This window comes from uncultured Draconibacterium sp. (genome assembly GCF_913063105.1).
Taxonomy (GTDB): domain Bacteria; phylum Bacteroidota; class Bacteroidia; order Bacteroidales; family Prolixibacteraceae; genus Draconibacterium.
The window spans coordinates 189,153-214,726 of sequence record NZ_CAJXYQ010000001.1; the positions used below are offsets into that span (position 1 = coordinate 189,153).

Genomic DNA, 25,574 nt, shown 5'->3' on the forward strand with positions numbered 1-25,574 from the left:
AAATAAATTAGAACTTAACCAAACCTATCAGGCAAATAACAAATGAAACAATTCATCTTACTCATACTCATGGCTCAAATTACTATTGCTGCACAGGCACAGGTTACCACCCGGCCAATAAACTACAAAGGCTGGGAAAATGCCATCGAACTCACCAACAAACAAATAAGAGTGGTAGTAGTTCCCCAAATTGGTAGAATTATGCATTTTAGCTACCTGGGCAAAGAAAATTTACTTTATGAGAACACCGCAATGCAAGGCAGGGTTTTTAGTGCCGAACATCCATATAAAGTAGACGGAGAGCTGGCGCATGCCAATTTTGGAGGAGACCGAATATGGCCAACTGCTCAGGATGCCTTTGTTACGCTTAATGGCAACCGGAGCCTCTCCGACCCATGGATTGATGGCTCGCCATGGGAATACGAACTGCTTAAAAACGGTGTGCAAATTACAAGCAGGGTTAGTGATTATATTGGCACTAAAGTTACCCGAACCATTACGCTGGAAGAAACTGAAGCCACCGCGAATATTAAACAAAGCATGATTAAAATGAAAGCGGGGAATCAAAAAAGCCTTGAGCCAATACCGGTTACAATCTGGAATTTAAGCAAAATAAAAAATCCTTTAGCCGGGCTTTTGCCCTTGAGCAAGAACAGCATTTTTAAAAACAGCATCGAATTTCAGCGTTGGCCCGACAATATAAACTCAGCTCCTGAAAACTACTCGCAACACGACAATGTTGGGCAATTGATTCCGGCAAGCGGTTTATTTCAGAAAATGGGAACCGACTCGAAAGGCTGGGTAGCCGGTTTATATAATGATTTGGTTTTTGGCCAGTTCTTCAGTTTTAACCCCAGAGAAAGCTATCCCGATGGTGGCACCAGCGCAACCATTTTCACCTGCACCGATTTCACCGAACTGGAATGCCTGAGCCCTGAAAAAAAGCTGAAAGTTGGCGAATCAATCGAATTTGACTTGCAGTGGAAGTTGCACAAAATAAATGCTGAAACCTTTTCTGACAAACGAGCAGAAGCTGTGAAGTGGCTTGAACAGCATTGGAAACAATAAAAATTAAGAAGGGCCACGCCAGCATATTCATCAAATAAAATACCTTTGTGCAAAATTTTTATTGATGGAAATAAAAAACCTGTCGTACCTGTTGTTATTGCTCAGCTACCTTGTTATTCCCATAGGGCTTGGCTTTCAAAAAAAAGTACGGTTTGTACTCAGATTAAAATACCTTGTTCCTGCATCAATTTTTGCCGGTGCCATTTTCATCATGTGGGACATCAGGTTCGCTCAAATGGAAATCTGGAGCTTTAATCCCGACTACCTGACAGGTCTCGAACTCCTTAAATTACCGCTTGAAGAATGGCTTTCATTTTTTATTATTCCCCTTTCATCGGTGTATATCTACGAATGGCTAAAGGTACGCTTTGAAGACTTTGAAAAACCCAATACCGGCGTGATTATTAGCCTTGCACTACTAATTGCAACAGGAATTTGTGCCTACGTATTTCGTACGCGTATGTTTACTTTTTTCACATTTTTTCTATCGGCTATTTACCTGGCTTACACCATATTTCGCAACCGTTTTAAAAAATACTATACCAAATTTTATCTTACCCTGGCCATTTCTTTAATTCCTTTTCTAATCGTTTCAGCCATTTTAAATTCGTTCCCCACTATTATTTACAATGCAGCACATGTAATTGGGATAGGTATTTTTGGGGTACCGGTTGAACGAATTGGCTATTTATTTTTATTGTTATTAATAAACGTAACCATATACGAGTACCTGAATAATCGCAGGCATTACTGATAATTACATGATGAGTATTCTTTACAATCTGGGCATATTTTTCTACGGGGCAGCTATACGCGTTGCAGCACTGTTTAACCAAAAGGCCGGGCTTTTTGTGAAAGGCCGAAAAAACTGGAAGAAAAAACTGAAAAAAGCAATTGACAGAGAAGCTTCATACGTTTGGTTTCATTGTGCATCGTTGGGCGAATTTGAACAAGGACGACCGGTTCTTGAAGCAATAAAAAATCAATACCCGAAATACAAAATCATTCTTACTTTCTTCTCTCCATCAGGATATGAAATCAGAAAAAACTATGAAGCAGCAGATATAATTTTATACCTGCCCATGGATTCCCCAAAAAATGCAAAAGAATTTATCAGGCTTACACAACCCGAAAAGGCATTCTTTGTAAAATATGAATTTTGGTACAATTATATCTCGCAACTAAAAGCACAACAAGTTCCACTCTACATTATCTCAGCTATTTTCAGAGAAAATCAGCATTTTTTTAAACCCACGCCCTGGGGCAAGTGGTACAAAAAAATGCTAAACAACTTTCAACATATTTTTATCCAGAATGAATCATCGGCCCAACTTTTACAAAATGCCGGAATAAATCATTTTACCATTTCCGGCGATACCCGTTTTGATCGTGTTGCACAAATTGCAAAGGGTGCAAAAAAGTTCGAAATTGTGGAAAAATTTAAGGGCGAAACTGTAACCCTGATTGCCGGAAGTACCTGGAAGCCCGATGAGGAGCTGCTTGCAGCGTTTATTAACAACAGCAACAACATTAAGTTTATAATAGCGCCACACGAGGTAACTTCGGCTAATATTAACAGAATTCAACAATTGTTAAAAAAACCGGCCATTTGTTTTAGCCAGGCCATAATTTCCGACATAAACGCATACGATGTGTTAATAATTGATTCTATCGGGAAATTATCATCGCTCTACCAGTATGGAAACGTAGCATACATAGGGGGTGGCTTTGGTGTAGGTATTCACAATATACTAGAAGCAGCCACTTTTAAACTACCTGTTTTATTCGGCCCAAACTACCTAAAATTTAAAGAAGCTGTTGATCTGGTAGATAAAAAAGGTGCTTTCCCCGTAAACAATTATAGCGAACTGAAAGCTGCACTCACCAAGCTTTTAAACGAAAATGAGAACCTGCAAAAAGCTTCTGAAATTTGCAAAAATTACGTAGAAAAAAATGTGGGTTCTACAAAACTTATCATAAATAAAGTTTTTAACAAAAACTGATAATTAGCACGCTTTTTGTTAGCAAAAAAATCATCAAAAAATTGAATTTTTCCAACTAATATTCAGTTAACAAAAAACTTAATCACATAACAAATATTTGCAGTTTTGGTAAACTTTTTTTAACTATCAAATATCTATTGCACTCATTATCAATAATGTAACAAAGCAAAGTTGATAACTTTTATTTAATTTGTTCATCAAAATTTTCCAAATATTTGAATTCTGTTTTATCTTGCGTTACACAATTTGGTTGTGCTGGTAACCTAGAAAAATCAAGTTTACATTCTTATAACTTTTAATACACTTACAGGAAAAAAATGGCAGTAAACGAAGTATCTGTAAAAGCCCCTGCGGGCAAAAAAATTTACGCTCAGGATGAAGCAGTAAATGCCTCGCTCGATTACTTCAAAGGAGACGATTTGGCAGCAAGAGTATGGGTAAACAAATATGCCCTAAAAGATTCGTTCGGAAATATTTTTGAGTTAACGCCCGACGATATGCATAAACGACTTGCTAAAGAAATCGCACGTATTGAAGAACGCTACGCAAATCCGTTAACCGAGGAAGAAATCTACAGCGTTTTAAAAGATTTCAAATACATTGTTCCGCAAGGCGGACCAATGACCGGTATTGGAAACGACTACCAAATCGCTTCGCTATCGAATTGTTTTGTTGTTGGTAACGACGGCGATTCAGATTCGTACGGAGGAATTATGAAAATTGACCAGGAACAGGTTCAATTGATGAAACGACGCGGAGGCGTGGGGCACGACCTTTCACACATTCGCCCAAAAGGCTCGCCGGTAAAAAACTCGGCGCTTACATCAACTGGCATCGTACCTTTTATGGAACGCTATTCCAATTCAACACGCGAAGTTGCTCAAGACGGGCGTCGCGGAGCGTTGATGCTTTCTGTATCAATAAAACACCCCGACTCGGAAAGTTTTATCGATGCAAAAATGGAGCAGGGTAAAGTTACAGGCGCAAATGTTTCGGTAAAAATTCAAGACGACTTTATGAAAGCGGTTGAAACCGAAACAAGCTATGTACAGCAATACCCCATAAAAGGAAAAGCACAGTACACTAAAGAAACCGATGCTACCAAACTTTGGAAAAAGATTGTAAAAAATGCTTGGAAATCAGCCGAGCCAGGAATTCTGTTCTGGGACACCATAATTAACGAATCTGTTCCGGATTGCTATGCCGATCTTGGTTACCGCACTGTTTCAACCAATCCTTGCGGCGAAATTCCTTTATGCCCATACGACAGCTGCCGTTTATTAGCCATCAACCTGTACTCATACGTAGAAAATCCATTTACAAAAGAAGCCAAATTTAATTTCGAATTGTTTAAAGAACACATTCATTATGCACAGCGCATTATGGACGACATTATCGATCTTGAACTGGAAAAAATTGATGCCATTCTGGAAAAAGTTGAGGAAGACCCCGAAGGAGAAGAAATTAAATTTACCGAGCTTAACCTTTGGAGAAACATCCGCCGCAAAGCAAAAGAAGGCCGCCGTACAGGTATTGGTATTACTGCCGAAGGAGATATGCTGGCTGCATTGGGCTTACGCTACGGAAGCGATAATGCCACTGATTTTTCGGAAGAGATACACAAAACTATTGCCATTGAAGCCTACCGCTCGTCGGTACACCTGGCCAAAGACCGTGGCGCCTTTACTATTTACGATGCCGAACGCGAAAAAAACAACCCGCTGGTAAATCGTATTAAACAAGCCGATTCGGCTTTGTACGAAAAAATGGTGAAATACGGCCGCCGCAATATTGCTCTTTTAACCATTGCTCCAACAGGCACCACCAGCCTGATGACACAAACAACATCCGGTATTGAGCCAGTATTCCTGCCGGTTTATAAACGTCGTCGGAAAGTGAATCCTAACGATAAAGACGTTCGTGTTGATTTTATTGATGAGATTGGCGACCATTGGGAAGAATACACTGTATTCCACCATCATTTTAAAACCTGGATGAAGGCCAACGGCTACGACACAAGTCGTGATTACTCGCAGGAAGAGCTGGACAAAATGGTGGAAAAATCGCCATACTACAAAGCTACATCAAACGATGTTGACTGGTTGAATAAAGTACGCATGCAGGGAAGAATTCAGAAATGGGTAGACCACTCCATCTCTGTGACCATAAACCTTCCGGCCGATGTAAAAGAAGAACTGGTGGGCAAACTGTATTTCGAAGCCTGGAAAAGCGGATGTAAAGGTGTTACCGTTTATCGCGACGGATCGCGCTCCGGTGTGTTAATCTCGAACGATGACAATAAGAAAAAAGAAGATAAGGGAGCTTTCCCTACAAAACGTCCGGAAATGCTGGAAGCCGATGTTGTTCGTTTTCAGAATAACAAGGAAAAATGGATTGCCTTTATTGGTTTGATGGACGGGAAACCTTATGAAATTTTTACAGGGTTACACGATGATGAAGATGGTATTTTGCTGCCACGCTCGGTAACAAAAGGATACATTATTAAAAGCTGGGAAGGTGACGACTCGCGCTACGATTTCCAATACATTAACAAACGTGGGTATAAAACAACCATCGAAGGGCTTTCGCACAAGTTTAACCCGGTGTTCTGGAACTATGCAAAACTAATTTCAGGAACATTGCGCCACGGTATGCCAATTCATAAAATTGTTGAACTGGTTACCAGCCTGCAATTGGATAACGAAACCATTAACTCGTGGAAAGCGGGTGTGGCACGTGCATTAAAGAAATTTATTCCTGACGGAACAATTGCTGAAGATGCCAAATGCGGCGAATGCGGCTCAGACGAAGTAGTTTACCAGGAAGGATGTTTAACTTGTCTTTCTTGTGGCTGCTCGAAATGTGGGTAACCAACCATACAGATACAAAAAAACCGGAAAATTAATTTTCCGGTTTTTTTGTATCTGTTTAAAAGTGAATTAAATCCCGGATTTTATCATTGTAACTTTTACTGCACGACACGATTCTTTCCTTTTCACACTTCATTACCAAATCAAACCTGCCGTTTCCCAGTTTCTTAACCTCATGAATTAATAGTTTATTTACCACTGTTGATTTATGGATACGAATAAATTCTTTCGGAAATTTTTGCTCCAATTCAGACAAAGTACTGTCAAGCACATATTCTCTTCCACTAAGATCAGTAAGAAAAACATAATTATTTCCTGCCGACAAATCCACAATTTCATCAAAACGAATAAGCGTAATTCTATTCCCTTCTTTCACCGGATAATACTCCTTTATGTTTTCTGTAAGAATTATAGACTCCTGCTGATTATTTGCTGTTGGGTGTACCGCGTTTTGAGTTGCCTTACGTTTTCGTATCAGGTACCTGATCAGAACAATTACCAGCACACCAAACAGTGCACCCGGAATTAAAATAATAAAAAGGAAAACGATTATTTCTTGCGGTCCGATAAATCCAAGTAACAAAGTATTCATAGGTAATAATTTTAGTTTTCTTCAAACTAAACAAATACTTTATTAAATTAAAAATTTAAATGCGCTACTTGCCTTAACTATAAGGCAACAACACCTGAAAGCAAGGTAGGGCGCCTTAAGGTTTTTGTAAGACGCCCCTGCAATTTCATAAAAAGCCGAAATTTCAGCTACAAAAAAAGGCATCCGAAATTCCGAATGCCTTCCATATACTTTTCAATACTACTTTACGCTTCAATCATTGCCTTATAAGCATCTGCATCCATCAAATCATTCAGCTCTGCTGTATCGCTCATTTTAACTTTCACCATCCATCCTTCGCCATAAGGATCTTTGTTAACCAATTCAGGATCATCGGCTAAAGCTTCATTAAACTCAGCCACTTCTCCTCCAACAGGCATAAACAAGTCAGAAACCGTTTTTACAGCCTCAACCGTTCCGAAGGTTTCACCTTTGTCTAAAGTTTCTCCTTCAGTTTCAATTTCAACAAACACAACATCGCCCAACTCTCCTTGTGCAAAATCAGTAACACCTACAATAGCCATGTCGCCTTCTACGCGCACCCATTCATGGTCTTGCGTATATTTCAAATCAGCAGGAATATTCATATTATTTGTTTTAAATTATTTAACTGATGTTTAATGCAAACAGCCTTGCGTTGTTATTTCAAAGTATACCAGAGCAAAGCTTGTTTCAAATTCGAATTAAATTACGATTTTTGCCAAAATTAAAACATTTTGCTGAGAAACAATCCTGTTAAGGGCATGCATTTCCCTGATTTTTATCGCATTTTACACTCAACACCTCAAAATATGTAGCGCTTTTTGTATAATTGCAAAAATTGTAGCTTTATATGTATTCAAAAATAATTAATTCGCTTGCCGATCTCCATGTTGCTGCCGAAGAGCTGATTGCAACATTTAAAAACGACAGGATTTTTGCATTTTATGGTAAAATGGGTGCAGGCAAAACCACCTTTATTCAATCTATTTGCCGTGCACTGGGCTCCACCGATAATGTTACCAGCCCCACCTTTGCCTTAATTAATGAGTACAACACTGCTGAATTCGAATCTATTTTTCATTTTGATTTTTATCGGATTAAAGATATCGAAGAAGCTTTCGACCTGGGCTACGAAGACTATATTTACAGCGGAAGTTACTGCCTTATTGAGTGGCCCGAAATGATTGAATCGCTTCTTCCGGAAAAAATGGTTGAGGTAAAAATCGAGGTTCACGACGACGAAACACGTACAATTACAGCCCGCGAAATATAATTTTACAAACGCACACGCTGCAATTGCCTACTTACAAATTAATTTTCTTTGAAAACTCCCCTTTTGCTTGTAAATTGCTACTGTTGAATTCATCAGAATAATTCATTATTTTCAACTATGGAAAAAGCAAAAGAAAAGTTATCGGTACCAAAAACCATGCTTCTGCCAAAAGAAGAAATGCTGGAGGTGAAGAAGAAAGGGCAAAAAATAAAAATTGGTATCCCATCAGACTACTCCAAAGTTGAATACCGTGTACCCTTAACACCACAAGCTGTTGATTTACTGGTTTCGTATGGGCACGAGATTCTGATTGAGCGCGATGCCGGAAAATCAGCCAGTTACTCTAACGAAGACTACCAAAAGGCAGGTGCCACTATTGTTGAAACCAAGGAAGAGACTTTTCAGTGCGACATTATTTTGCGCGTTGCCCCTTTTAGTTGCGACGAAATTGATGCCTTGCGCGGTAATCAGGTTATCATATCAAACATGCAGATTCAGGCACATTGCAATGAATCGATTCAGAAAATGATGCAAAAAAAGGTAACCACAATTGCATTTGAATACCTTGAAAACGAAGATGGATTTTTGCCGTTTGTGCACCAGATGAGCCAAATTGCAGGGGTTACCTCAATTACAATCGCCAGCGAATACCTGAGCAATTCTCGTAATGGTAAAGGCGTACTTTTTGGAGAGGTTACCGGCGTTACTCCGGCCGAGCTGGTTATTATCGGCACCAGTACCGCTGCAGAATATGCTGCCCGGGCCGCCCTCGGCTTAGGTATTTTTGTGAAAGTTTTTGATACATCAGTTTACGAGCTTAGCAAGCTGGAAGAGAAACTTGGCCGACGCATTTTTACTTCGGTATTTTACCCCAAAGTACTGCGCAAAGCGCTTATATCTGCCGATGCGGTAATTGGAGCCACCTCGTTTAACACGCCTCCAAAGTTTAAAGTTTCAGAAGATTTGGTGAAACAAATGAAAGAAGGTTCGGTAATTATTGATTTAAATATTAGCCAGGGCGGTTGTTTCGAAACATCGAAATGCACCGATTTTAACAATCCATCATATACCAAACACGGAGTGGTACATTACTGTGTTCCCAACACTCCGGCAATGGTAGCACGCACTGCCTCCATTTCTTTAAGCAATATTCTTATTCCCATACTTTTGGCCATTGGCGATAATGGAGGTGTTGACAACTACATTAAAAGATCAAAAGGATTCAGAAAAGGGGTTTACCTTTACCATGGTATACTTACCAACCCCGATGTGGGGCGCATGTTTAATATTCCGGCTAAAGACATTGATTTGTTGCTCGCTGTTTTTTAAACCATTAAGCAAACAACAGTTATGCTCAACTCGCTAAACAAGAAATATTCGTTTAACGATAATCTTAAAGTTAACACACGCTCCATTTCGTCTGTTAGCCTGGGAATATTTCTTTTTTTATTGTTCTTTCAGCCCTTCGAAGTACAAAATCCGGATTTTAATAACCGACTTATAATTTTAGCCACTTTTGGTGCCATTACACTGGTGCTGCTTTGTATCTTTCGTTTAGTAATTCCATCGATTTTTACCCGTGCTTTTTCTGAAGAGCGCTGGACCATTAAAAAAGAAATTATTATCGATTTGATATTTGTAATTTTTAACTCGGTTGCGTTTTCGTTTTTTGCCCGCTACGTTGGACGAATACCAATGACCTTTCCGATTGTGATAAACATTGTAATTATTTCAATTACAGCAGCCGCAGTTGTTGTGCTTACTAACCAGTTTTACCTGTTGAAAAAGAAGGTACAGCAATTGGAAACCGCCAATAACGAGTCCAACGCAACAGAACCGGTTGAAGTACCCGCTGAAATTGAATTCGAATCGGAAAATAAAACTGAATATTTTACCCTTTTTCTCGAACAGGTAATACTCATAAAATCAGCCAATAATTACATTGAGGTGATTTACAAACAAAACGAAGAAGTGAAAAAGAAACTAATTCGCAACACCATGAAATCAACCGAAAGCCTGCTAAAAAACTATCCCGAAATTATTCGTTGCCATCGGTCGTGCATGGTAAATAAAAACTACATTAAAAAAGTTTCGCGGGGTACCGACGGGCTAAACCTGAGCCTTTTTGATTATCCACAAGAAATTCCGGTCTCGCGTCAGTATGTAATTAAACTTAAAGAAGCGTTAAAATCAAACTAATTAACCAAAGTTCTGCATTTTCCCCCTAAACGGTTGTTGAATGACTCTGCGTTAAATCGGTAGCAAGAAATATAATAAAAGCATTGATAATCAAAAAAAAAGCAAACCAATGCATAGATTAATGAGGTTTTGGGAAAAATGACATTTACCCCTAACAAATGGCATTAATCCCAAATTGCCGTTAATAATCACTTTCTTATCCAAAAAATCCCAAAAACTTTTTTTTCGAACAAATTGCTCGTTTATTTGAAAACAGAGAAAATACTAAAGTTTTATTGCCATGAATATTTTATTAATTTATCCGAAAAAGGACGAAAAACCAAAAGGCTTAAGTGCACTTTTTCAGAAAAAGTTGCGCCCTAAGCACGAAGACACGAAAGCACTGATTGAAATTTCAATTCAGCTTCCGATTACCTGGGAAAGAAAGCTACTTGATTTAAATCATCAGAAAATGGATGTAAAATCTATTGACTGGGCAGATTATGTATTGATTAGAGCAGATTTGAATCAACTTAGATCGACAAAACAACTGATTGAAAAATGCAAGTTAGCAGGTAAAAAAATTATTGCAGTTGGCGAGTTGTTCTCGATGCAACCCAATGATTTTGAGCAGGTAGACCACCTGATTCTGAATGAGGCAACATTTGAGCCTTTTGTTCGGGATGTTGAAGAAAGCCAGCCCAAACGTATCTACGATAGTTTGTTTTCAAAAGAACCTTTCCGTAAATCAGCCTATTCGCTTTTAGGCTTTTCCGCTTATTTTTCACGAAATATTCATCCCTTTTCTGCCTGAACAAGCATTTTAAAAGAAATAGGATCAACAGAAACAAACGCTTCAACCACCTCCAAACCATCTTCGTCAATCGTGTTGGCATTAACCACCACCTTAAACTGGCCTTCAGGCAATGGAAGCTCTGCGGTTTCGGTGTTTCCATTAAAAAGCAAAAACATTTTTTTCCAGCTGTCGTTTACTGCGCTGCCATCAAGGCAATACGATACAACTCCAATTTTATACTCGGCACAAAAGCGCAGGTCTCTGCGAATTAACTCGGCCTGAGGTAAGCGAAAAGCCGGATGATTTTTCCTTAGCTGAATAAGCTTTTGAAAATATTCAAAAACGTCGATAAACTCATTCTTTCGGCTCCAGTCTATCTGGTTTACCGAGTCGGGTGATTTATACGAATTTCCATTCCCTCCTTTTGTTCGGCAAAAATCTACACCTGCATGTAAAAGCGGCACACCCTGAGAGGTTAAAACCAGCGCTGCTGCCAGTTTTACACGTTTACGCAGTTCCTCGTTGCCGGCTTTGGGCAAGCTTTGTTTTAATTTATCCCAAAGCGTATAATTATCGTGGCACGACACATAGTTTATACATTGGTCTGGTTCGACAGCCCATGCCGAATGCACCGAATCAATGTACCCGTAATTCACGTCGGGATGATGAACGGCCGCTGTTATTCCAAATTTAACCCCTTCCTCGCGCAAGCCCAATCCGCTTACAAAACCTTTCGATTTTTTATCACCATGGTTTCCTTTTAATGCATCTCTGAAATCATCGTTAAAGCTTGCAATACCTTTTAATTCGGACGTATTTCGTTTTACTGCCCGTAACTCTTCGGGCATTGGACTCTGGTCGGCTGCCCAACCTTCGCCATAAACAAACAGGCCCTTATCAATTTCATTCAAGGCCACCCGTATGTCTTGCATGGTTTTTATATCATGAATTCCCATCAGGTCGAAACGGAAACCATCAACATGAAATTCCTCTACCCAATACCTCAATGTATCGATAATGTATTTACGAACCATCTCTCGTTCCGAGGCCAGTTCGTTACCACAGCCTGAAGCATTGGCAAAAGACCCGTCATCTTTTTGCCGGTAAAAATAGCCCGGAACAACCTGGTTAAAAACCGATTCTTTGGCATAGTAGGTATGGTTAAAAACCACATCCAGAATAACGCCAATTCCATTTCTGTGCAAAGCTTTAACCAACTGTTTAAATTCCAATATCCGTTTACGTCCGTCATAGGCATCAGTAGCATACGATCCCTCTAAAGCGCTGTAATGCATCGGATCATATCCCCAGTTGTATTTCTCCAGTGGTTTTTCTTCATCAACAGTAACAAAATCGTTAACCGGTAACAAATGCACGTGGGTTATTCCCAGCTCTTTTAGATGGTCGAGACCTGTTTTTAATCCCTCAGGCGACTTTGTTCCTTCTTCAGTAAATCCTAAGAATTTGCCTTTATAGGTAATACCCGAATTTTCGGCGATAGAAAAATCGCGCACATGAGTTTCGTAAATTACAGCATCGGTAAAGCTTTTAAACCTCGGCCCATTGTCGTACACCCAGTTTTCAGGATTTGTAGAATTGGGATTATAAATCATTCCGCGTAAACCATTGGCACCCACACAACGGGCATAAATACCGGGCACCTCATCCAGCCACTCGCCGTCGTTCACCCGAAACGTATAAAATTTTCCGTCGTAATCCCCGGTAAGCACTGTTGCCCATATCCCATCTTCCTTTTTTTGAAGGTTGGTTTTATAGTAGGCATCTCCACGCACACCATCTTTATATAGGCGCAGCTCTACAATATTAGCGGTGGGTGCCCAAATTTTTACCGTGGTCTTTTCAGGCGACCAAAATACACCCAGGTCTTTTCCTTTATATCCGGGATAAGTAGAAAAATCGATATGGTTGAATTTCCAGTTACGCATTAAAATTTAACAAGAGTTTTTCGTAAAAAAACAGCTTTGCTGCCCAGCTTCTTCCCGTTTACATTTTTGATATAGATTTTTACTTTCGGGAATTTTTTTAACGATTTATCATGCGAATAAAAACGGTATAAATCGATGTTTAGCTCATGAGTGTTACCACTCTCTAAAAAAAGGGGATAAAAACTGTAATTGTCTTTGCCTTTTATTTTGAATTTTCTTTTTACCCAAAAGTTATCGAATACCAGCATTGGCCGGTCAATATCAATGGCCTCCGTGCCAATATTTTTTATTTTTAAAACCAGGTTGTCGGGATAAAAACGAGCATCCGCCTCCAATTGAATAGTTATTTTTTCGTTGGAAAAAAAAGACCTGCGTTTTTTCTTTTTGCCCTTTGCCCATGCCGAACGACCGGTGAAAAATAATACTGCCACCACTGCCACAAGAAATAAGAATACCCAAAGCAACTTGTGCCCCTCGGGGCCTATTTCATTTTGAGCCAGCAACACCGTGGTGTTAAAGCATAAAAAAGCAAGAATAATCCCCTTCTTCATCAGTTCTAATTTGAGGCAAAAGTAAAGTTTTTATTGATTGTGCAATCTTCAGTAACCCGGTTTCATGCTTTGCCACAACATCCTTAACACGAAACACCTATGCTTCAATATTTTATCCTCTTAGCGCCTCCACCTCATCAATAGATTTTGGTTTTGGCTTACCCAGCAAACAGGCTCCTTTATCTGTCATTACAAAATCTTCTTCGTTTCGTATACCGCCAAAGTTACGGTAACTGTTCACCTTGTCCCAGTTAATAAACTCCCTAAATTTACCTTGCCCCATCCACAAATCAATTAATTCAGGAATGAAATAAATTCCGGGCTCGATGGTAAATACATGGCCGGCGCAAAGCGGTTTTGCCAGCCGCAACGATTTTAATCCAAACTGGGTACTTTTTGGCTGCCCATTGTACCCCACCCAAACCTCGCCCAGGTCTTCCATATCGTGTACATCAAGTCCCATCATGTGGCCTGTACCACACGGAAAAAACAAGGCATGTGCACCAGTTTCCAGTGCATCAGAAGTACTGCCTTTTGTAAAACCCATAGCCTTTAAGCCATCAAAAATAGCTGTACATGCAGCCATGTGTGCATTTTTAAATGGCTGGCCCAACTCCAGCGCATCAATAGCTGCCTGATGAGCAGAAAGGGTTATTTGATAGATCTCTTTTTGTTCAGGACTAAACTTTTTGCTAACCGGAATGGTACTCGACAAATCTCCTGCATAACACATTTGATTTTCGTAACCGGCATCCACCAAAAACAAATCGCCGTCTTTTATGGTATTTCCGTGGTAGTGATTATGCAACGTTTGACCGTTAATGGTAGCGATGATGGGGAACGAGATATTGCCACCTGCAGCCAAAGCAACTTTATGAATTTCAGCAGCAACTTCGGCTTCTGTCATTCCCGGACGAATGTATTTCATTGCAGCCACATGCATATCAACCGACACGTTCACTGCCTGGTGCAGCTGTTCAATTTCTTCATAGCTTTTAATTTCGCGCTGACTTACAACGGCCTGAACCAAATCAAGCGAATAGCTGCTTAAAACCGCTGCCGGTCGCACATTTAGCAATTCAAAAAGCTTAATTTTATTTTCGGGACGATACAGTGGAAGAAAATGAACTTTTTTATGCTTATCCAGGGCAGAACCAAGTGCTTTTGCCGGCATTACCTTTTTAACGCCACACAATGCAGCTTTATCAGCAATAGAAGCTTGTGGCCCCATCCAAACAATGTCGTCTATTGTGTAGTCATCACCAAAAATAATCTCCTTGTTGTTATCAATATCAATTACCGCAGCCAATCCCGGATGGTTGATTCCGAAATAATACATAAAAGTGCTGTCTTGCCGGAAATGATAGGTATTGTCGGTATAATTCATTGGCGACTCATCGTTGCCAAACAAAAGAATTATGCCTGCCCCGACCTTGTTTTTTAGAATTTTCCGTCGCTCAACATAGGTATCTTTTTGAAACATGATTGCAATTTTTATATGAGCTAGTGAATGTAAGAAATTCTATTCTAATGCGCTGATAAAAGCTATGAAAGCATATCGCAAAAAATGGCAATGAATTTTTTTGCAGTACTTTTCAAGGATCAATGTCAAAAACATTCTTTTTAAAATAATTAAAAAGCTACCTTTGTCACCCTAAAATAATTAATTTATGATAATGGCCAGATATTATTATTTTGTGCTCGCCCTGTTTTTATTTGCATGTACAAACACCACAACCACCCAAAACTCCACCGACCCATTTGACTATGTCGATCCGTTTATCGGCACTGGTTTTCATGGGCATACTTTTCCGGGAGCAACGCTTCCGTTTGGCATGGTTCAGCTAAGCCCCGATACCCACATCATGGGCTGGGATGCCAGCAGTGGTTATCATTACGAAGATTCAACAATTTATGGTTTTAGCCACACTCATTTAAGCGGCACAGGCATTGGCGATTTGGGCGATGTTTTATTACTACCCTACTCAAACTCAACAGCGTTAAAACCGGTTGCAACTTTCGATAAAACATCAGAGTTGGCCGAGCCGGGTTATTATAAAGTACATCTTAAAAATCTGGATGTTACGGCCGAACTAACCACCAGCAAACGTGTTGGTTTTCATCGGTATTCTTTTAAAAATAATAGCGACAGAAATATTTTGCTCGACCTGGGACATATTTTGCAACCGAACTGGGGCCACCGTACAATGGAAAACAAGGTAAAAATTGTGGATAACAAAACCATTGAAGGAGTGCAGAAAACAAAGGGTTGGGCCGAAGATCATTTGGTGGCTTACCGCATCGATCTTTCGGAAGAAGTTGGTCAGTTTAAGACCTTTGTTGAGGATAAAGAAACAAAAGGCTCCTCCTTCACCGGAAAAGACATAAAAATACATTTCAGCTTTCCAGAAAACGATGAACCACTATTGGTAAAAGTTGCCCTTTCAGTAGTTGACGAGGAAGGTGCCAATAAAAATATGCAGGCCGAACTTCCGGGATGGAACTTTGAGCAAAGTATAGAAAAAGCACAAAACGAATGGCGTGAAGCACTGCAGGGAATCACGATTTCGACCAGCGACGAAACCGTAAAAACCAACTTTTACACGTCACTATACCACAGCATGCTATCGCCATTTACCGCACAAGATGTTGATGGCCGCTACCGTGGAATGGATAAAACCATTCATCAGGCACCGAAAGGATTTACCAACTATACCGTATTTTCATTGTGGGATACCTTCAGAGCTTTTCATCCGCTAATTACCATTATTCGCCCGCAAAAGGCTGGCGAATGGGCAGAGGCACTGGTTCAGAAATACCGCGAAGGTGGCTTGTTGCCTAAATGGCCACTGGCTTCAAACTATACCGGTACCATGGTGGGTTACCCGGCCACCTCGGTTATGGCCGATGCCCTGGCAAAAGGTCTTGTGCCAAATGCCAATTTAAACCACTGGAAAGAAGCTGCGGTTACATCGGCCACATGGCAGGCCGAATGGCTAGAGAAACACAAAGGCAAACGCGCAGCCGAAGTTATGCCGAAACACATATATTTTAAAGAAAAGTACGGTTTTGTCCCCTCGGATTCAATCAGCGCCTCGGTATCGTATGGTGTTGAAATGGCCTATTACGATTGGTGTGTGGCAGAAATAGCGAAAGCCTCCGGCGATACAAAAACAGCCAACGAGTTTTACGAGAAAGCCAAAAATTACCGACATTATTTTGATACCTCAACGGGTTTTATGCGCGGAAAAAATGCAGATGGCAGCTGGCGTACGCCTTTTAATCCAAAATACTCTGACCACGAACATGCCGACTATACCGAAGGAAATGCGTACCAGTGGAGCTACTTTGCACCACACGACATGGATGGGTTAATTGAACTTTTTGGGGGCAAAGCAGCATTTGAAAACAGCCTTGACAGCTTGTTTACCACTAGCTCCGAGATTTTAGGAGAAAATGCCTCGGCCGACATTACCGGGCTTATTGGCCAGTATGCACACGGTAACGAACCCAGCCACCATATGGCCTATCTTTACAATTACACCAATGCAAGCTGGAAAACTCAGAAATACCTTGACCACATACTTTACGATTTTTACCTTCCGGAGCCGGCAGGAATCATTGGAAATGAAGACTGTGGACAAATGTCGGCGTGGTATGTACTTAACGCCATTGGATTTTACCAAGTTTGCCCCGGCAATCCAACATACACCATCGGGCGGCCTGTTGTCGACAAAGCTTTGGTTAAAGTTCCTACGGGCACTTTCGAGATTATTGCCCACAACAATTCAAAAGAAAATAAATTCGTGGAAAAAGTTGTTCTGAATGGGAAAACGCTGGATACTCCTTTCTTTTCGCACAACGACTTAATGAAAGGGGGTAAACTGGAATTTTTTATGACAGCCAGACCCTAAGCACGCAACCTTTGCCCATGGAACTCCATCTTATTAACCAAACATATTAAGATGAGAACCAAATTCTTTTTACTAATTGGCATTGCAATCATAGCGCTGGTTTCGTGCAGCAATGACAGCGACGACGATCATTTTGAGCTTCCCGAACGTAATTATACCAAGCTTATTGAACGTCTCTCAGAAAACTCTTTTGAAGCAGAGCTTATCAGCAAAGCAGAAGCCCATTACCCGCCACGCGAAGCAGTGGTTGAAGCCGCCCAATGGTCGGGGATGGAGGTGCCGGAAACCAACTGGTGGTATTACAATCATTTTGATGGCGTGCTAATTCCTTATTGCATAACCACGGAAGCCATTGACTACTACGCTGATTTAATTGACCAGTACAATGCCAACAAGGAAGATGTATTTTTTATAACTGCCGAATTCAGTTATACCGCCGATGTTGATTTTTACGAAACATATACTTCGCCTGCAATCAATTCGGTTGGCAGCCCTGTTGAAACCAAAAGTTATGAATCGGTTTATGTGATAACTCTGGATTTAAAGTGGACGAACTATTGCGGGTCACTTTGTGGCATGTGGATTGACACCCAACGAATTGCCGTATTTAATCAATCGGGCGAATTGCTCGATGTATTTTTAGATGGCGAACAATCTGTTGCAGTTTCCTAACCATTTGAATATAAAAAGAGCTTTACCAATACGCTTTGAATTGAATAAAGCTCTTTTGTTTTTATGCGAGCTTATTGCACAGCTTTTAAAAATGCCGCCTCTCCGCCAACTACCGGAATCTCGATACTTGTCTCCTCCAGGTCAATGGTTAATGCTGTTCCAGGCGCTGGCCGAAGTGTAAAATCACGGTCGCTGGAAAAAATCATCAAGCCAATTTGCTGACCGGCACGAATCACCTGGTCGTCGGGTTGTAATTCAAAAGCCATTTCGTAAAACCGACCTGGTTCAAGCGGTTCACTTTCCCACAACGATTTATGGTTTTGTAAATCGGCCCAGCCACGTGTAATAATATTGTCGGTGATTTTTACCCTACGGCCTTCATCCCATGGCAACGAAACCAGGTACACCGAAAGGTTAACGGCTGCCTTACTGCTGGCTGCTTTTATACTTATTTTGGGTTTGCCTGAAATGTGCAAGTCTTCTTTAAGGCTTGGGCTTACATAAATCAGGCGGTGAGTGGTTTCTTCGGCTTTAGCCAGTTCTTCTGCAGAAAACGAGTAGTTATCAATCAAAGTCTCCGGGTCTTGTTTTGAAGGTTGAACAGGCAACAATTCTCCTTTTCCGGGGGCCCCGGCTTTCAGGAATAATTTTACAAGGCTTGCATCAGGATTAGGATAATCCTTGTAAGGTGTTGGATTTTCGCGCTCATCCTCTTCGCGCACTATCCAGGCTTTTGCATCGTTCTCCACATCATTTTCTACTCCAAAAAGATAACGGGTAAACCAGCGGTTCATCATGCTAATGGGCGGTGGTCCGCCGTGCCCATTCTGGTGATAATAAATCTGGCATGGAATTCCCTTTGCCTTGGCAGCCTCATAAATACGAAAGCTATGTTCGGGCATTACATTCCAATCGTTAAAACCATGCGACATGAGTAAAGCAGCTTTCATCGGCCCCATGTCATTAAGGTAATCTCTTCCGGCCCAAAAGTCGTTATAATCACCGGTTATCCGATCCATTCCGTTTCGCATCTCCGTGTCTCTGATATGTTGGCGCGCATATGCTCTTCTATCGATATCGCCACTATGAATAAAATCGAAAAGCACATCAATGTCTTCGCCCAGGTAACCTCCCGGCGAACGCACCAAACCGTTTGACCGGTAATAATGATAATACGAAGTATTTGGTGCGATGGGGATGATGGCTTCCAGTCCTTCAACTCCGGTAGTGGCCGCTGCCAGGGGCAAGGTTCCATTGTACGAAGTTCCTGTCATTCCCACTTTTCCGGTGCACCAGTAGGCCAACACTTCTTCATCTCCGGTTCGGGTTTTAAAACCTTTTGCACGGCCACATAGCCAATCAATTACTGCTTTGGGTGCCAACGATTCGTTATCGCCTCCAACCGTTGGCGAACCATCAGACAAACCGGTTCCCGGCGATGAGGAATGCACTACCACATAACCGCGAGGAACCCAGGTTTTAACATGACCTTTCGAGATAATTGGCCGCATTCCCCGTCGTTTAACCTCGGGCGGATGAGTGTATTGCGTTGGTTTCTCGCCCAATTCATGATGCACATCCCAGAAGTATTCAGGATTATTACCTGCCGTTCCTGCAAAATAAGGACTGGTATTGTACACAACCGGCAGTTTTAATCCTTCGGTTTCCGTTTGCCGAGGCCGCGTTACATCCACATGCATACGATCGGGCCGGCCATCGCCATCCGAATCAAATTCAGTTTCTACCCAAAGATCTTCGCGAATCCAATAATCCGGATCTTCAAAAGCTTTTACTATTTGTGCTTCTCCGTTTTCAAAAATTGGCTGCACAGGCTCGCTTTCCTGAGCTTGTATTTCCAAAGCAACTATACTTACCATCAGCAAAAAGACATTGCTAAAAAACCGGCTTTCTCTTTTTTTCATTTCCATTGAATTATTCGTTTCATCTCCTAATGGTCCATTTTAACCTTACCGTAAATCAATTGCATGGCGGTTACTTTTTCCCTGATAAATATAAGCATCTGACAGGCTTTTTTGGTGACGAATAACAGTCTTTGTTAAATATTTGTAAGAAATATAGCTTTCACTTATCACTTATCCGATATTAAGAGTTTTTTGTATTTATTTGCAATAACTATTAACACGACAGTTATGAGACAATTAGTTTGCCCAATATCGAACGAAAAGATCGATGAAAAAATAACCCGCCTGAATGCACTAATAGGAATTTTGCTTCTAATTGCAGGTTTTGTTATGGATTCGCCGGTATTTTTGTTTGTACTTATGGCCGACTTTTTTATTCGTGCGTTTACCCCACTAAAACACAGCCCCATAAGCTACATTAGCCATGGCCTTACAAATGCCCTTAACTTAAAGGGGAAATCGATTGCAAAAGCACCAAAGGTGTTTGCAGCCAGGCTTGGCTTTTTAATGATGCTGGTTATTTCGGGTTTATACATTGCAAATCTTACTACTGCTGCAATAATTGTTGCCGGAGTATTGGTATTTTTCGCTTCGCTTGAATTTGCACTGGCTGTTTGCATGGGATGTATTATTTACACATATGCCGTACTACCTTTTTTTAAATAATTATACTTGAATACAATTTTTCAAAGACTTCCGTTATTCTGCGGAGGCCTTATTTTTTTAATCCCTGACGAACGGCATTTAATAACTTTTTGTCCTTATCGGCTGCATACTCCCAAAACATTACACCACCAAGGCCTTGTTCTTTAAGGTAGTTTATTTTTAAGGCTATGGATTGTTCATCTTCATACGAAATAAAGGTCTTCTCCACCGGGTTCCACAGGTATGGCGCCTGTGCATTTTCGTCCCAGAAGCGTGTAAAACCATTCGCATTAATATTCTCACAAAAATCAACATAATCAATACCCATCCCAACAGTTTCGGCCTTATTAAACAGAATTTCATCGTCACTTGCATCAACCCCTTTCCATATTCTGCCATAAAACGGAATTCCGAGGTTCAGTTTTTTGGCCGGAACGCCTGCTTTGAGGTGCATGCTTACAGCATTAAGTACACTGTTCATATCCTTATCGGGGTTTGCCGAGGCGCTTAGATTACTGTGATGCCCGTTGGTATTGTGCCAACCATTGTAAAAATCGTAGGTCATAATGTTTATAAAATCGAGGTACTTCTGTACTTCGCCCAGGTTAGTATTATCAACATAAACCATATCAGCACCAGTGGCAATGGTAAGCAAATAGTGTTTTTCTTTTCCCTCAGCCCGAGCCATTTCATCAAGTGACTCGCGTACTTTCTGCAACATCAGCGTAAAGTTTTGTACGTCTTCAGGGCGGTATGTATTTCCTGCCCCTGGCTGATTCGGATACTCCCAGTCTAAATCGATACCGTCCAGGCGATAGTCATTCACCATTGTTGCACAACTTTTTGCAAATACTGCGCGCGATTGTTCTGTTAAAGCTGCATCCGAAAATCCTCCGGACCAGCTCCAACCACCAATAGAGATCAATATTTTTAAATTGGGATTTTTCGTTTTTAAGGCAACTAATTTTTCCAAATCAACAGGGGTTAAGTTTTTCCCGTCAATTTTGGTGGTATCAAATACAGCTTGTCCGTTACGAATATTGCCAAAAGCATAATTAATATGCGTAATTCCGTCAGCATCAATTTGTGTGAAATCATAATCGCGATAACCAGCAACGTACGCAACCAACTTGTAGCCACTGTTTTCTGTTGACGATTTACTTTGTTTTTTTTCGGATGGTTTTGAACTACATGCCTGAAATAAAAGAAACGAACTAATAATTACTGCTAATAAAATGCCTGATCTCATATTAATTTCATTTAAATTTTAGGCTCTAAATGTATGGTTTATCTAAAAAGAAAACTAAAAACTTTTTAATATTATTTAAAATTGCTGCTATATTTTTTAAAAATATAAATTTAAATTACTTTCGGCATTCAATCTTTAACAACAAAAACTACTGATGGTAGAGAAAAAGAATAACATAACCAACCCGGCACTTTGGGTTCCGACTGCTTATTTTGCCATGGGCTTACCTTTTATGGTATTGGCACAATCAACTGCAATTATGTATAAAAACATGGGGATTTCCGATAGTAAAATTGCATTCTGGACCTCGTTAATTATGCTGCCATGGACTTTAAAGCCACTCTGGAGTCCGGTTTTAGAAATGTTTAAATCGAAAAAGTTTTTTGTTGTTACCTGCCAGTTTATTACTGCTGTTACTTTTGCGCTTATTGCTTTTTCGTTGCCGCTACCCCATTTTTTTGCCTACTCTATAGCCTTGCTTGGTGTTGTGGGATTTAGCGGAGCCACCAACGACATTGCCACCGATGGAGTTTACCTTAGTGTATTATCATCAAAACAACAAGCCCGCTACATTGGCTGGCAAGGGGCAAGTTACAATGTTGGAAAATTTTTGGCCTACGGAGGTTTTGTAACCATTGCCGGCGTATTGGAAAAACAAATGGGCGTTGTAAATGCCTGGGTGGCTGTTATGTTGGGAATTGCTGCCGTTATGGCCCTGGTGGGTTTGTACCACTCGCGCATGTTGCCTGTTGGCGAGGTATCAAGCACCGAAGTACAATCGTTAAAAGAAGGATTTGCCACGCTTTGGGATGTATTAAAGACCTTTTTTCAGAAAAAATACATTTACTGGTACATTGCTTTTATTGTACTGTACCGCTTTGCCGAAGGTTTTGCCATAAAAATTGCCCCGCTGTTTTTTAAGGCAGCCGTTGCCGATGGCGGACTTGGCTTATCAACTACCGAAATTGGTGTGGTTTATGGAACATTTGGCACCGCGGCATTTGTTGGAGGCTCGCTCTTAGCCGGTTATTTTATCGCTCAGAGAGGACTAAAAAGGGCTTTAATGTTTTTAGTTGCCACCTTTAACGTACCGTTTTTGGTTTATGCCCTACTTGCCCATTTTCAACCCTCGAGCCTGTATCTTGTTGGAGCCGCAGTGGTTTTCGAATACTTTGGCTATGGCTTTGGTTTTGTTGGGCTTATGCTTTTTATGATGCAACAAGTAGCACCCGGAAAATACAAAATGGCACATTATGCTTTTGCAACGGGAATAATGAACCTTGGCTTTATGATTCCCTCGATGCTGAGTGGTTATTTTAGCGACTGGCTGGGCTACAAACTGTTTTTTGCATGGGTGCTGGTAGCAACCATTCCGGCATTTATTGCTGCACGCCTTGTTCCGTTCGGACACCCTGAAAAAGATGAAGAAGAAACAAAATAATACTTACTGTAATGACAAAAAAAGTTAATATACCTTTTCAAGACCGGCCTGAAGGTTGCTCAGATGTAATGTGGCGTTATTCCGAAAATCCGGTTATTGGCCGTTATGCCATTCCTACATCAAACAGTATTTTCAACAGTGCTGTTGTTCCGTTTGAAGATGGTTTTGCAGGCGTTTTTCGCTGCGATAACAAAGCGGTACAGATGAATATTTTTGCCGGTTTTAGTAAAGATGGTATCAACTGGGAAATCAATCACGAACCGATTGAGATGGTTGCCGGAAACACCGAAATGATCGAGTCGGACTACAAATATGATCCGCGCGTTACCTGGATTGAAGACCGCTACTGGGTTACCTGGTGCAATGGCTACCATGGCCCAACAATCGGGATTGCTTACACCTTTGATTTTAGAACCTTTCACCAATGCGAAAATGCCTTTTTGCCCTTTAACCGTAATGGTGTTCTTTTCCCCGAGAAAATTAACGGGAAATATGCCATGCTAAGCCGTCCGAGCGATAATGGCCATACACCTTTTGGCGATATTTACATTAGCTACAGCCCAGACATGAAATACTGGGGTGAGCACCGTTGCGTAATGAAAGTTACCCCTTTTGAACGGAGTGCCTGGCAGTGTACCAAGATTGGCGCCGGATCGGTACCAATTAAAACAGAAGAAGGGTGGCTGGAATTTTACCACGGAGTAATAAACACCTGCAACGGTTTCCGTTATTCAATGGGTGCTGCATTGCTCGACCTCGAAGACCCATCGAAAGTATTGTACCGCACACAGCCTTATTTACTGGCTCCTGCTGCCCCATACGAACTGGCCGGCGATGTACCCAATGTTGTTTTCCCATGCGCTGCACTTAGCGATGGAGAAAAAATTGCCGTTTATTACGGTGCAGCTGACACGGTAGTGGGAATGGCCTTTGCTTACCAGAAAGAACTGATTGAGTTTATTAAGAAAAATTCAGTTTAAAAAATACTTCAGCAGGTCTCAACATTTTTTTTGAGACCTGTTGCTTTTACTCAGTAATCGCCTCTAAAACCAAAGGTGTTAAATCCTCGCTTTCGGGCGAAACATAGGCTACATTTCCGGCACTTATATCGAGTACATAGGTAAACTTTTGAGCACCGGCAATGTTGCTGATTTCCTGGTTTATTTGTTTATAAACGGGTTGTATCAAGTCCATATTTCGGCGCTGCAGTTGCTGTTGTGCTGTTTGATTGTAATTCTGTATTTTTTGCGATTGCTCTAAAATCTCGTTTTGCTTGGTTTCCCTTACAAACTCAGAATATCCCTCATTCTCCTGTTCAAATTTTTGAATGGCAGCTTCGTGCTCTTCCAGCATTTCCTGGTAAATTTCTTCCATATCTTTTGACTCTTGCTCTACGATGGCCCGCAAACTGTCCATTGCAGGATGTTTTTGAACCAGTTCCTGAATGTTAACGTGGCCAATTTTTAAGGATTGTTGTGCTTTTGAAACGGATACAGCGGCAAGAATTATAAATGCCGAGAAAAGTAATTTTATTTTCATTGTGCTATTTTTTAGATTTTAATCAAAGGTGTTTCAAATATTGTGGCGATTCTCGTAAAAGACGTTAAACTTAACCAGCTTATTCGTTAACAATAGTAAAGGAGTAGTTTAATTTGCTAAATTATGTTTCGTTTTCCAAAAATCGGGCATAAAAAAAGGGTGGTTCCCCACCCTTAATATTTTTAAACATTTGATTTTTAATTTGCAGGACGAGAGAAAACGGCGTCATCAATATTTTCATCAACTTTAATTTCTTCCATTATCATTGATTGTTTTCCCATGGGCATTTCTACTTCAATTCTATTGGCAACTTTTACTCCTTTTACATCCTTGTATTCCAGCATTTTGGTAACAATATCCATGCTCTGCCCCATTGCTTCTACCCGAGCTTCTACTCTATTCACCATATAAGTATCGGCATCAATAAAATAGGTTTTTACCATACCATCTTTGTCGGTAAGTTTTAGTTTATAAGCATCAGTACCATCCACGTCCACTTTTCCCTGCATTTCAATGCTATGTCCTTTTGCTGCGTAGTTAAAAAGTTCTCCTTCCATATCTGCTTGACTCATAGCCTGTTTTAATTGAGCTCCTTCCAAATCCTGCACGCCCGATCCCATCATTGGATTAACCATCCATCCTTTTTCACCATCAAAAGCGCTGGTTGTTTTTTGGCCCATCATTTCTACGTCTACCCTAAATTTATTAGGCTTTTTAATTTTTATGGTCATGGGCATATCCATTCCCATCATACTCATTTTTGCCTTGATATCGAAGGTTTTTACATCGGCAAGTTTTTCAAGGCCACTGGCCTTATAGTAATTATCTAAAACTGATTCAAGCGATTGGGCTTGTGTGCTGATTAATGCAAAAAGCATTACGGCGGTTAATAAAAAAGTACGTTTCATTATGATT

The 25,574-nt window shown here is 40.7% G+C and carries 22 protein-coding genes; 13 read left to right on the plus strand and 9 right to left on the minus strand.

Going from position 1 to position 25,574, the window contains the following annotated elements:
• The first annotated feature begins 42 nt into the window (after positions 1-42).
• The 4 genes from QZ574_RS00615 to QZ574_RS00630 all read left to right on the plus strand — a co-directional run bounded on the left by QZ574_RS00615 (position 43) and on the right by QZ574_RS00630 (position 5,941).
• Entirely contained in the window at positions 43-1,068 is a 1,026-nt protein-coding gene (locus QZ574_RS00615; RefSeq protein WP_297085657.1) for a hypothetical protein, read from the plus strand.
• 64 nt (positions 1,069-1,132) lie between these two features.
• Complete coding sequence (locus QZ574_RS00620; RefSeq protein ID WP_297085659.1) at positions 1,133-1,822, plus strand: lycopene cyclase domain-containing protein; 690 nt, start codon at positions 1,133-1,135, stop codon at positions 1,820-1,822.
• A gap of 7 nt (positions 1,823-1,829) precedes the next feature.
• Entirely contained in the window at positions 1,830-3,071 is a 1,242-nt protein-coding gene (locus tag QZ574_RS00625; RefSeq protein ID WP_297085661.1) for a glycosyltransferase N-terminal domain-containing protein, read from the plus strand.
• A 317-nt stretch (positions 3,072-3,388) separates the two neighbouring features.
• On the plus strand, positions 3,389-5,941 hold the full coding sequence (locus QZ574_RS00630) for an adenosylcobalamin-dependent ribonucleoside-diphosphate reductase (RefSeq protein WP_297085663.1): 2,553 nt from the start codon (positions 3,389-3,391) through the stop codon (positions 5,939-5,941).
• A 58-nt stretch (positions 5,942-5,999) separates the two neighbouring features.
• On the opposite strand, the gene QZ574_RS00635 is transcribed toward QZ574_RS00630, so the two are convergent.
• Positions 6,000-6,533, minus strand: a complete 534-nt coding sequence (locus QZ574_RS00635) for a LytTR family DNA-binding domain-containing protein (protein ID WP_297085666.1) — start codon at positions 6,531-6,533, stop codon at positions 6,000-6,002.
• A 224-nt stretch (positions 6,534-6,757) separates the two neighbouring features.
• Complete coding sequence (gene gcvH / locus QZ574_RS00640) at positions 6,758-7,138, minus strand: glycine cleavage system protein GcvH (RefSeq protein WP_297085669.1); 381 nt, start codon at positions 7,136-7,138, stop codon at positions 6,758-6,760.
• Positions 7,139-7,383: 245 nt separating this feature from the next.
• On the opposite strand from gcvH, the gene tsaE reads away from it, so the two are divergent.
• From tsaE to QZ574_RS00660, 4 genes are all read left to right on the plus strand, one after another.
• Positions 7,384-7,806, plus strand: a complete 423-nt coding sequence (tsaE, locus tag QZ574_RS00645; RefSeq protein WP_297085671.1) for a tRNA (adenosine(37)-N6)-threonylcarbamoyltransferase complex ATPase subunit type 1 TsaE — start codon at positions 7,384-7,386, stop codon at positions 7,804-7,806.
• A gap of 117 nt (positions 7,807-7,923) precedes the next feature.
• Entirely contained in the window at positions 7,924-9,135 is a 1,212-nt protein-coding gene (locus tag QZ574_RS00650; RefSeq protein ID WP_297085675.1) for an alanine dehydrogenase, read from the plus strand.
• A gap of 21 nt (positions 9,136-9,156) precedes the next feature.
• Entirely contained in the window at positions 9,157-10,005 is an 849-nt protein-coding gene (locus QZ574_RS00655; RefSeq protein WP_297085677.1) for a LytTR family DNA-binding domain-containing protein, read from the plus strand.
• Between the two features lie 280 nt (positions 10,006-10,285).
• Positions 10,286-10,798 carry a hypothetical protein gene (locus tag QZ574_RS00660; RefSeq protein ID WP_297085679.1) on the plus strand — a complete coding sequence of 171 codons (513 nt, stop codon included), beginning with the start codon at positions 10,286-10,288 and terminating at the stop codon, positions 10,796-10,798.
• On the opposite strand, the gene pulA is transcribed toward QZ574_RS00660, so the two are convergent.
• From pulA to QZ574_RS00675, 3 genes are all read right to left on the minus strand, one after another.
• Positions 10,780-12,726: a type I pullulanase gene (pulA, locus tag QZ574_RS00665; RefSeq protein ID WP_297085681.1), complete on the minus strand. Its 1,947-nt coding sequence runs from the start codon at positions 12,724-12,726 to the stop codon at positions 10,780-10,782. The genes QZ574_RS00660 and pulA overlap by 19 nt on opposite strands.
• Positions 12,726-13,277, minus strand: a complete 552-nt coding sequence (locus QZ574_RS00670; RefSeq protein WP_297085683.1) for a hypothetical protein — start codon at positions 13,275-13,277, stop codon at positions 12,726-12,728. Before QZ574_RS00670 ends, pulA begins: the two co-directional genes overlap by 1 nt.
• A gap of 112 nt (positions 13,278-13,389) precedes the next feature.
• Entirely contained in the window at positions 13,390-14,760 is a 1,371-nt protein-coding gene (locus QZ574_RS00675) for an aminopeptidase P family protein (protein WP_297085685.1), read from the minus strand.
• A 187-nt stretch (positions 14,761-14,947) separates the two neighbouring features.
• On the opposite strand from QZ574_RS00675, the gene QZ574_RS00680 reads away from it, so the two are divergent.
• Positions 14,948-17,191: a GH92 family glycosyl hydrolase gene (locus QZ574_RS00680; RefSeq protein WP_297085687.1), complete on the plus strand. Its 2,244-nt coding sequence runs from the start codon at positions 14,948-14,950 to the stop codon at positions 17,189-17,191.
• 51 nt (positions 17,192-17,242) lie between these two features.
• Complete coding sequence (locus QZ574_RS00685; protein ID WP_297085689.1) at positions 17,243-17,863, plus strand: hypothetical protein; 621 nt, start codon at positions 17,243-17,245, stop codon at positions 17,861-17,863.
• 71 nt (positions 17,864-17,934) lie between these two features.
• Here the strand turns inward: QZ574_RS00685 and QZ574_RS00690 are convergent, their stop codons facing one another.
• Positions 17,935-19,785 (minus strand): Xaa-Pro dipeptidyl-peptidase, encoded by a 1,851-nt coding sequence (locus QZ574_RS00690; RefSeq protein WP_297085691.1) that lies wholly within the window; start codon positions 19,783-19,785, stop codon positions 17,935-17,937.
• Positions 19,786-20,013: 228 nt separating this feature from the next.
• Between QZ574_RS00690 and QZ574_RS00695 the strand changes: the two genes are divergently transcribed.
• Entirely contained in the window at positions 20,014-20,451 is a 438-nt protein-coding gene (locus QZ574_RS00695) for a DUF4395 domain-containing protein (RefSeq protein ID WP_297085693.1), read from the plus strand.
• Between the two features lie 49 nt (positions 20,452-20,500).
• On the opposite strand, the gene QZ574_RS00700 is transcribed toward QZ574_RS00695, so the two are convergent.
• Positions 20,501-21,679, minus strand: a complete 1,179-nt coding sequence (locus QZ574_RS00700; protein ID WP_297085696.1) for a glycoside hydrolase family 18 protein — start codon at positions 21,677-21,679, stop codon at positions 20,501-20,503.
• Between the two features lie 154 nt (positions 21,680-21,833).
• Between QZ574_RS00700 and QZ574_RS00705 the strand changes: the two genes are divergently transcribed.
• Positions 21,834-23,120 carry an MFS transporter gene (locus tag QZ574_RS00705; RefSeq protein WP_297085698.1) on the plus strand — a complete coding sequence of 429 codons (1,287 nt, stop codon included), beginning with the start codon at positions 21,834-21,836 and terminating at the stop codon, positions 23,118-23,120.
• 11 nt (positions 23,121-23,131) lie between these two features.
• Positions 23,132-24,100, plus strand: a complete 969-nt coding sequence (locus QZ574_RS00710) for a glycoside hydrolase family 130 protein (RefSeq protein ID WP_297085700.1) — start codon at positions 23,132-23,134, stop codon at positions 24,098-24,100.
• A gap of 46 nt (positions 24,101-24,146) precedes the next feature.
• On the opposite strand, the gene QZ574_RS00715 is transcribed toward QZ574_RS00710, so the two are convergent.
• Both QZ574_RS00715 and QZ574_RS00720 read right to left on the minus strand, forming a co-directional pair.
• Complete coding sequence (locus QZ574_RS00715; protein ID WP_297085702.1) at positions 24,147-24,659, minus strand: OmpH family outer membrane protein; 513 nt, start codon at positions 24,657-24,659, stop codon at positions 24,147-24,149.
• 197 nt (positions 24,660-24,856) lie between these two features.
• Complete coding sequence (locus tag QZ574_RS00720; RefSeq protein WP_297085703.1) at positions 24,857-25,567, minus strand: hypothetical protein; 711 nt, start codon at positions 25,565-25,567, stop codon at positions 24,857-24,859.
• Positions 25,568-25,574: the final 7 nt, after the last annotated feature.

Coding starts and splice junctions, on each gene's coding strand:
- QZ574_RS00675 (WP_297085685.1), bottom strand. CDS start 14,760: ATGTTTCAAAAAGATACCTATGTTGAGCGACGGAAAATTCTAAAAAAC.
- tsaE (WP_297085671.1), top strand. CDS start 7,384: ATGTATTCAAAAATAATTAATTCGCTTGCCGATCTCCATGTTGCTGCC.
- QZ574_RS00715 (WP_297085702.1), bottom strand. CDS start 24,659: ATGAAAATAAAATTACTTTTCTCGGCATTTATAATTCTTGCCGCTGTA.
- QZ574_RS00710 (WP_297085700.1), top strand. CDS start 23,132: ATGACAAAAAAAGTTAATATACCTTTTCAAGACCGGCCTGAAGGTTGC.
- QZ574_RS00705 (WP_297085698.1), top strand. CDS start 21,834: ATGGTAGAGAAAAAGAATAACATAACCAACCCGGCACTTTGGGTTCCG.
- QZ574_RS00670 (WP_297085683.1), bottom strand. CDS start 13,277: ATGAAGAAGGGGATTATTCTTGCTTTTTTATGCTTTAACACCACGGTG.
- QZ574_RS00695 (WP_297085693.1), top strand. CDS start 20,014: ATGAGACAATTAGTTTGCCCAATATCGAACGAAAAGATCGATGAAAAA.
- QZ574_RS00625 (WP_297085661.1), top strand. CDS start 1,830: ATGATGAGTATTCTTTACAATCTGGGCATATTTTTCTACGGGGCAGCT.
- gcvH (WP_297085669.1), bottom strand. CDS start 7,138: ATGAATATTCCTGCTGATTTGAAATATACGCAAGACCATGAATGGGTG.
- QZ574_RS00615 (WP_297085657.1), top strand. CDS start 43: ATGAAACAATTCATCTTACTCATACTCATGGCTCAAATTACTATTGCT.
- QZ574_RS00635 (WP_297085666.1), bottom strand. CDS start 6,533: ATGAATACTTTGTTACTTGGATTTATCGGACCGCAAGAAATAATCGTT.
- pulA (WP_297085681.1), bottom strand. CDS start 12,726: ATGCGTAACTGGAAATTCAACCATATCGATTTTTCTACTTATCCCGGA.
- QZ574_RS00620 (WP_297085659.1), top strand. CDS start 1,133: ATGGAAATAAAAAACCTGTCGTACCTGTTGTTATTGCTCAGCTACCTT.
- QZ574_RS00630 (WP_297085663.1), top strand. CDS start 3,389: ATGGCAGTAAACGAAGTATCTGTAAAAGCCCCTGCGGGCAAAAAAATT.
- QZ574_RS00690 (WP_297085691.1), bottom strand. CDS start 19,785: ATGAAAAAAAGAGAAAGCCGGTTTTTTAGCAATGTCTTTTTGCTGATG.
- QZ574_RS00685 (WP_297085689.1), top strand. CDS start 17,243: ATGAGAACCAAATTCTTTTTACTAATTGGCATTGCAATCATAGCGCTG.
- QZ574_RS00680 (WP_297085687.1), top strand. CDS start 14,948: ATGATAATGGCCAGATATTATTATTTTGTGCTCGCCCTGTTTTTATTT.
- QZ574_RS00660 (WP_297085679.1), top strand. CDS start 10,286: ATGAATATTTTATTAATTTATCCGAAAAAGGACGAAAAACCAAAAGGC.
- QZ574_RS00700 (WP_297085696.1), bottom strand. CDS start 21,679: ATGAGATCAGGCATTTTATTAGCAGTAATTATTAGTTCGTTTCTTTTA.
- QZ574_RS00720 (WP_297085703.1), bottom strand. CDS start 25,567: ATGAAACGTACTTTTTTATTAACCGCCGTAATGCTTTTTGCATTAATC.
- QZ574_RS00650 (WP_297085675.1), top strand. CDS start 7,924: ATGGAAAAAGCAAAAGAAAAGTTATCGGTACCAAAAACCATGCTTCTG.
- QZ574_RS00655 (WP_297085677.1), top strand. CDS start 9,157: ATGCTCAACTCGCTAAACAAGAAATATTCGTTTAACGATAATCTTAAA.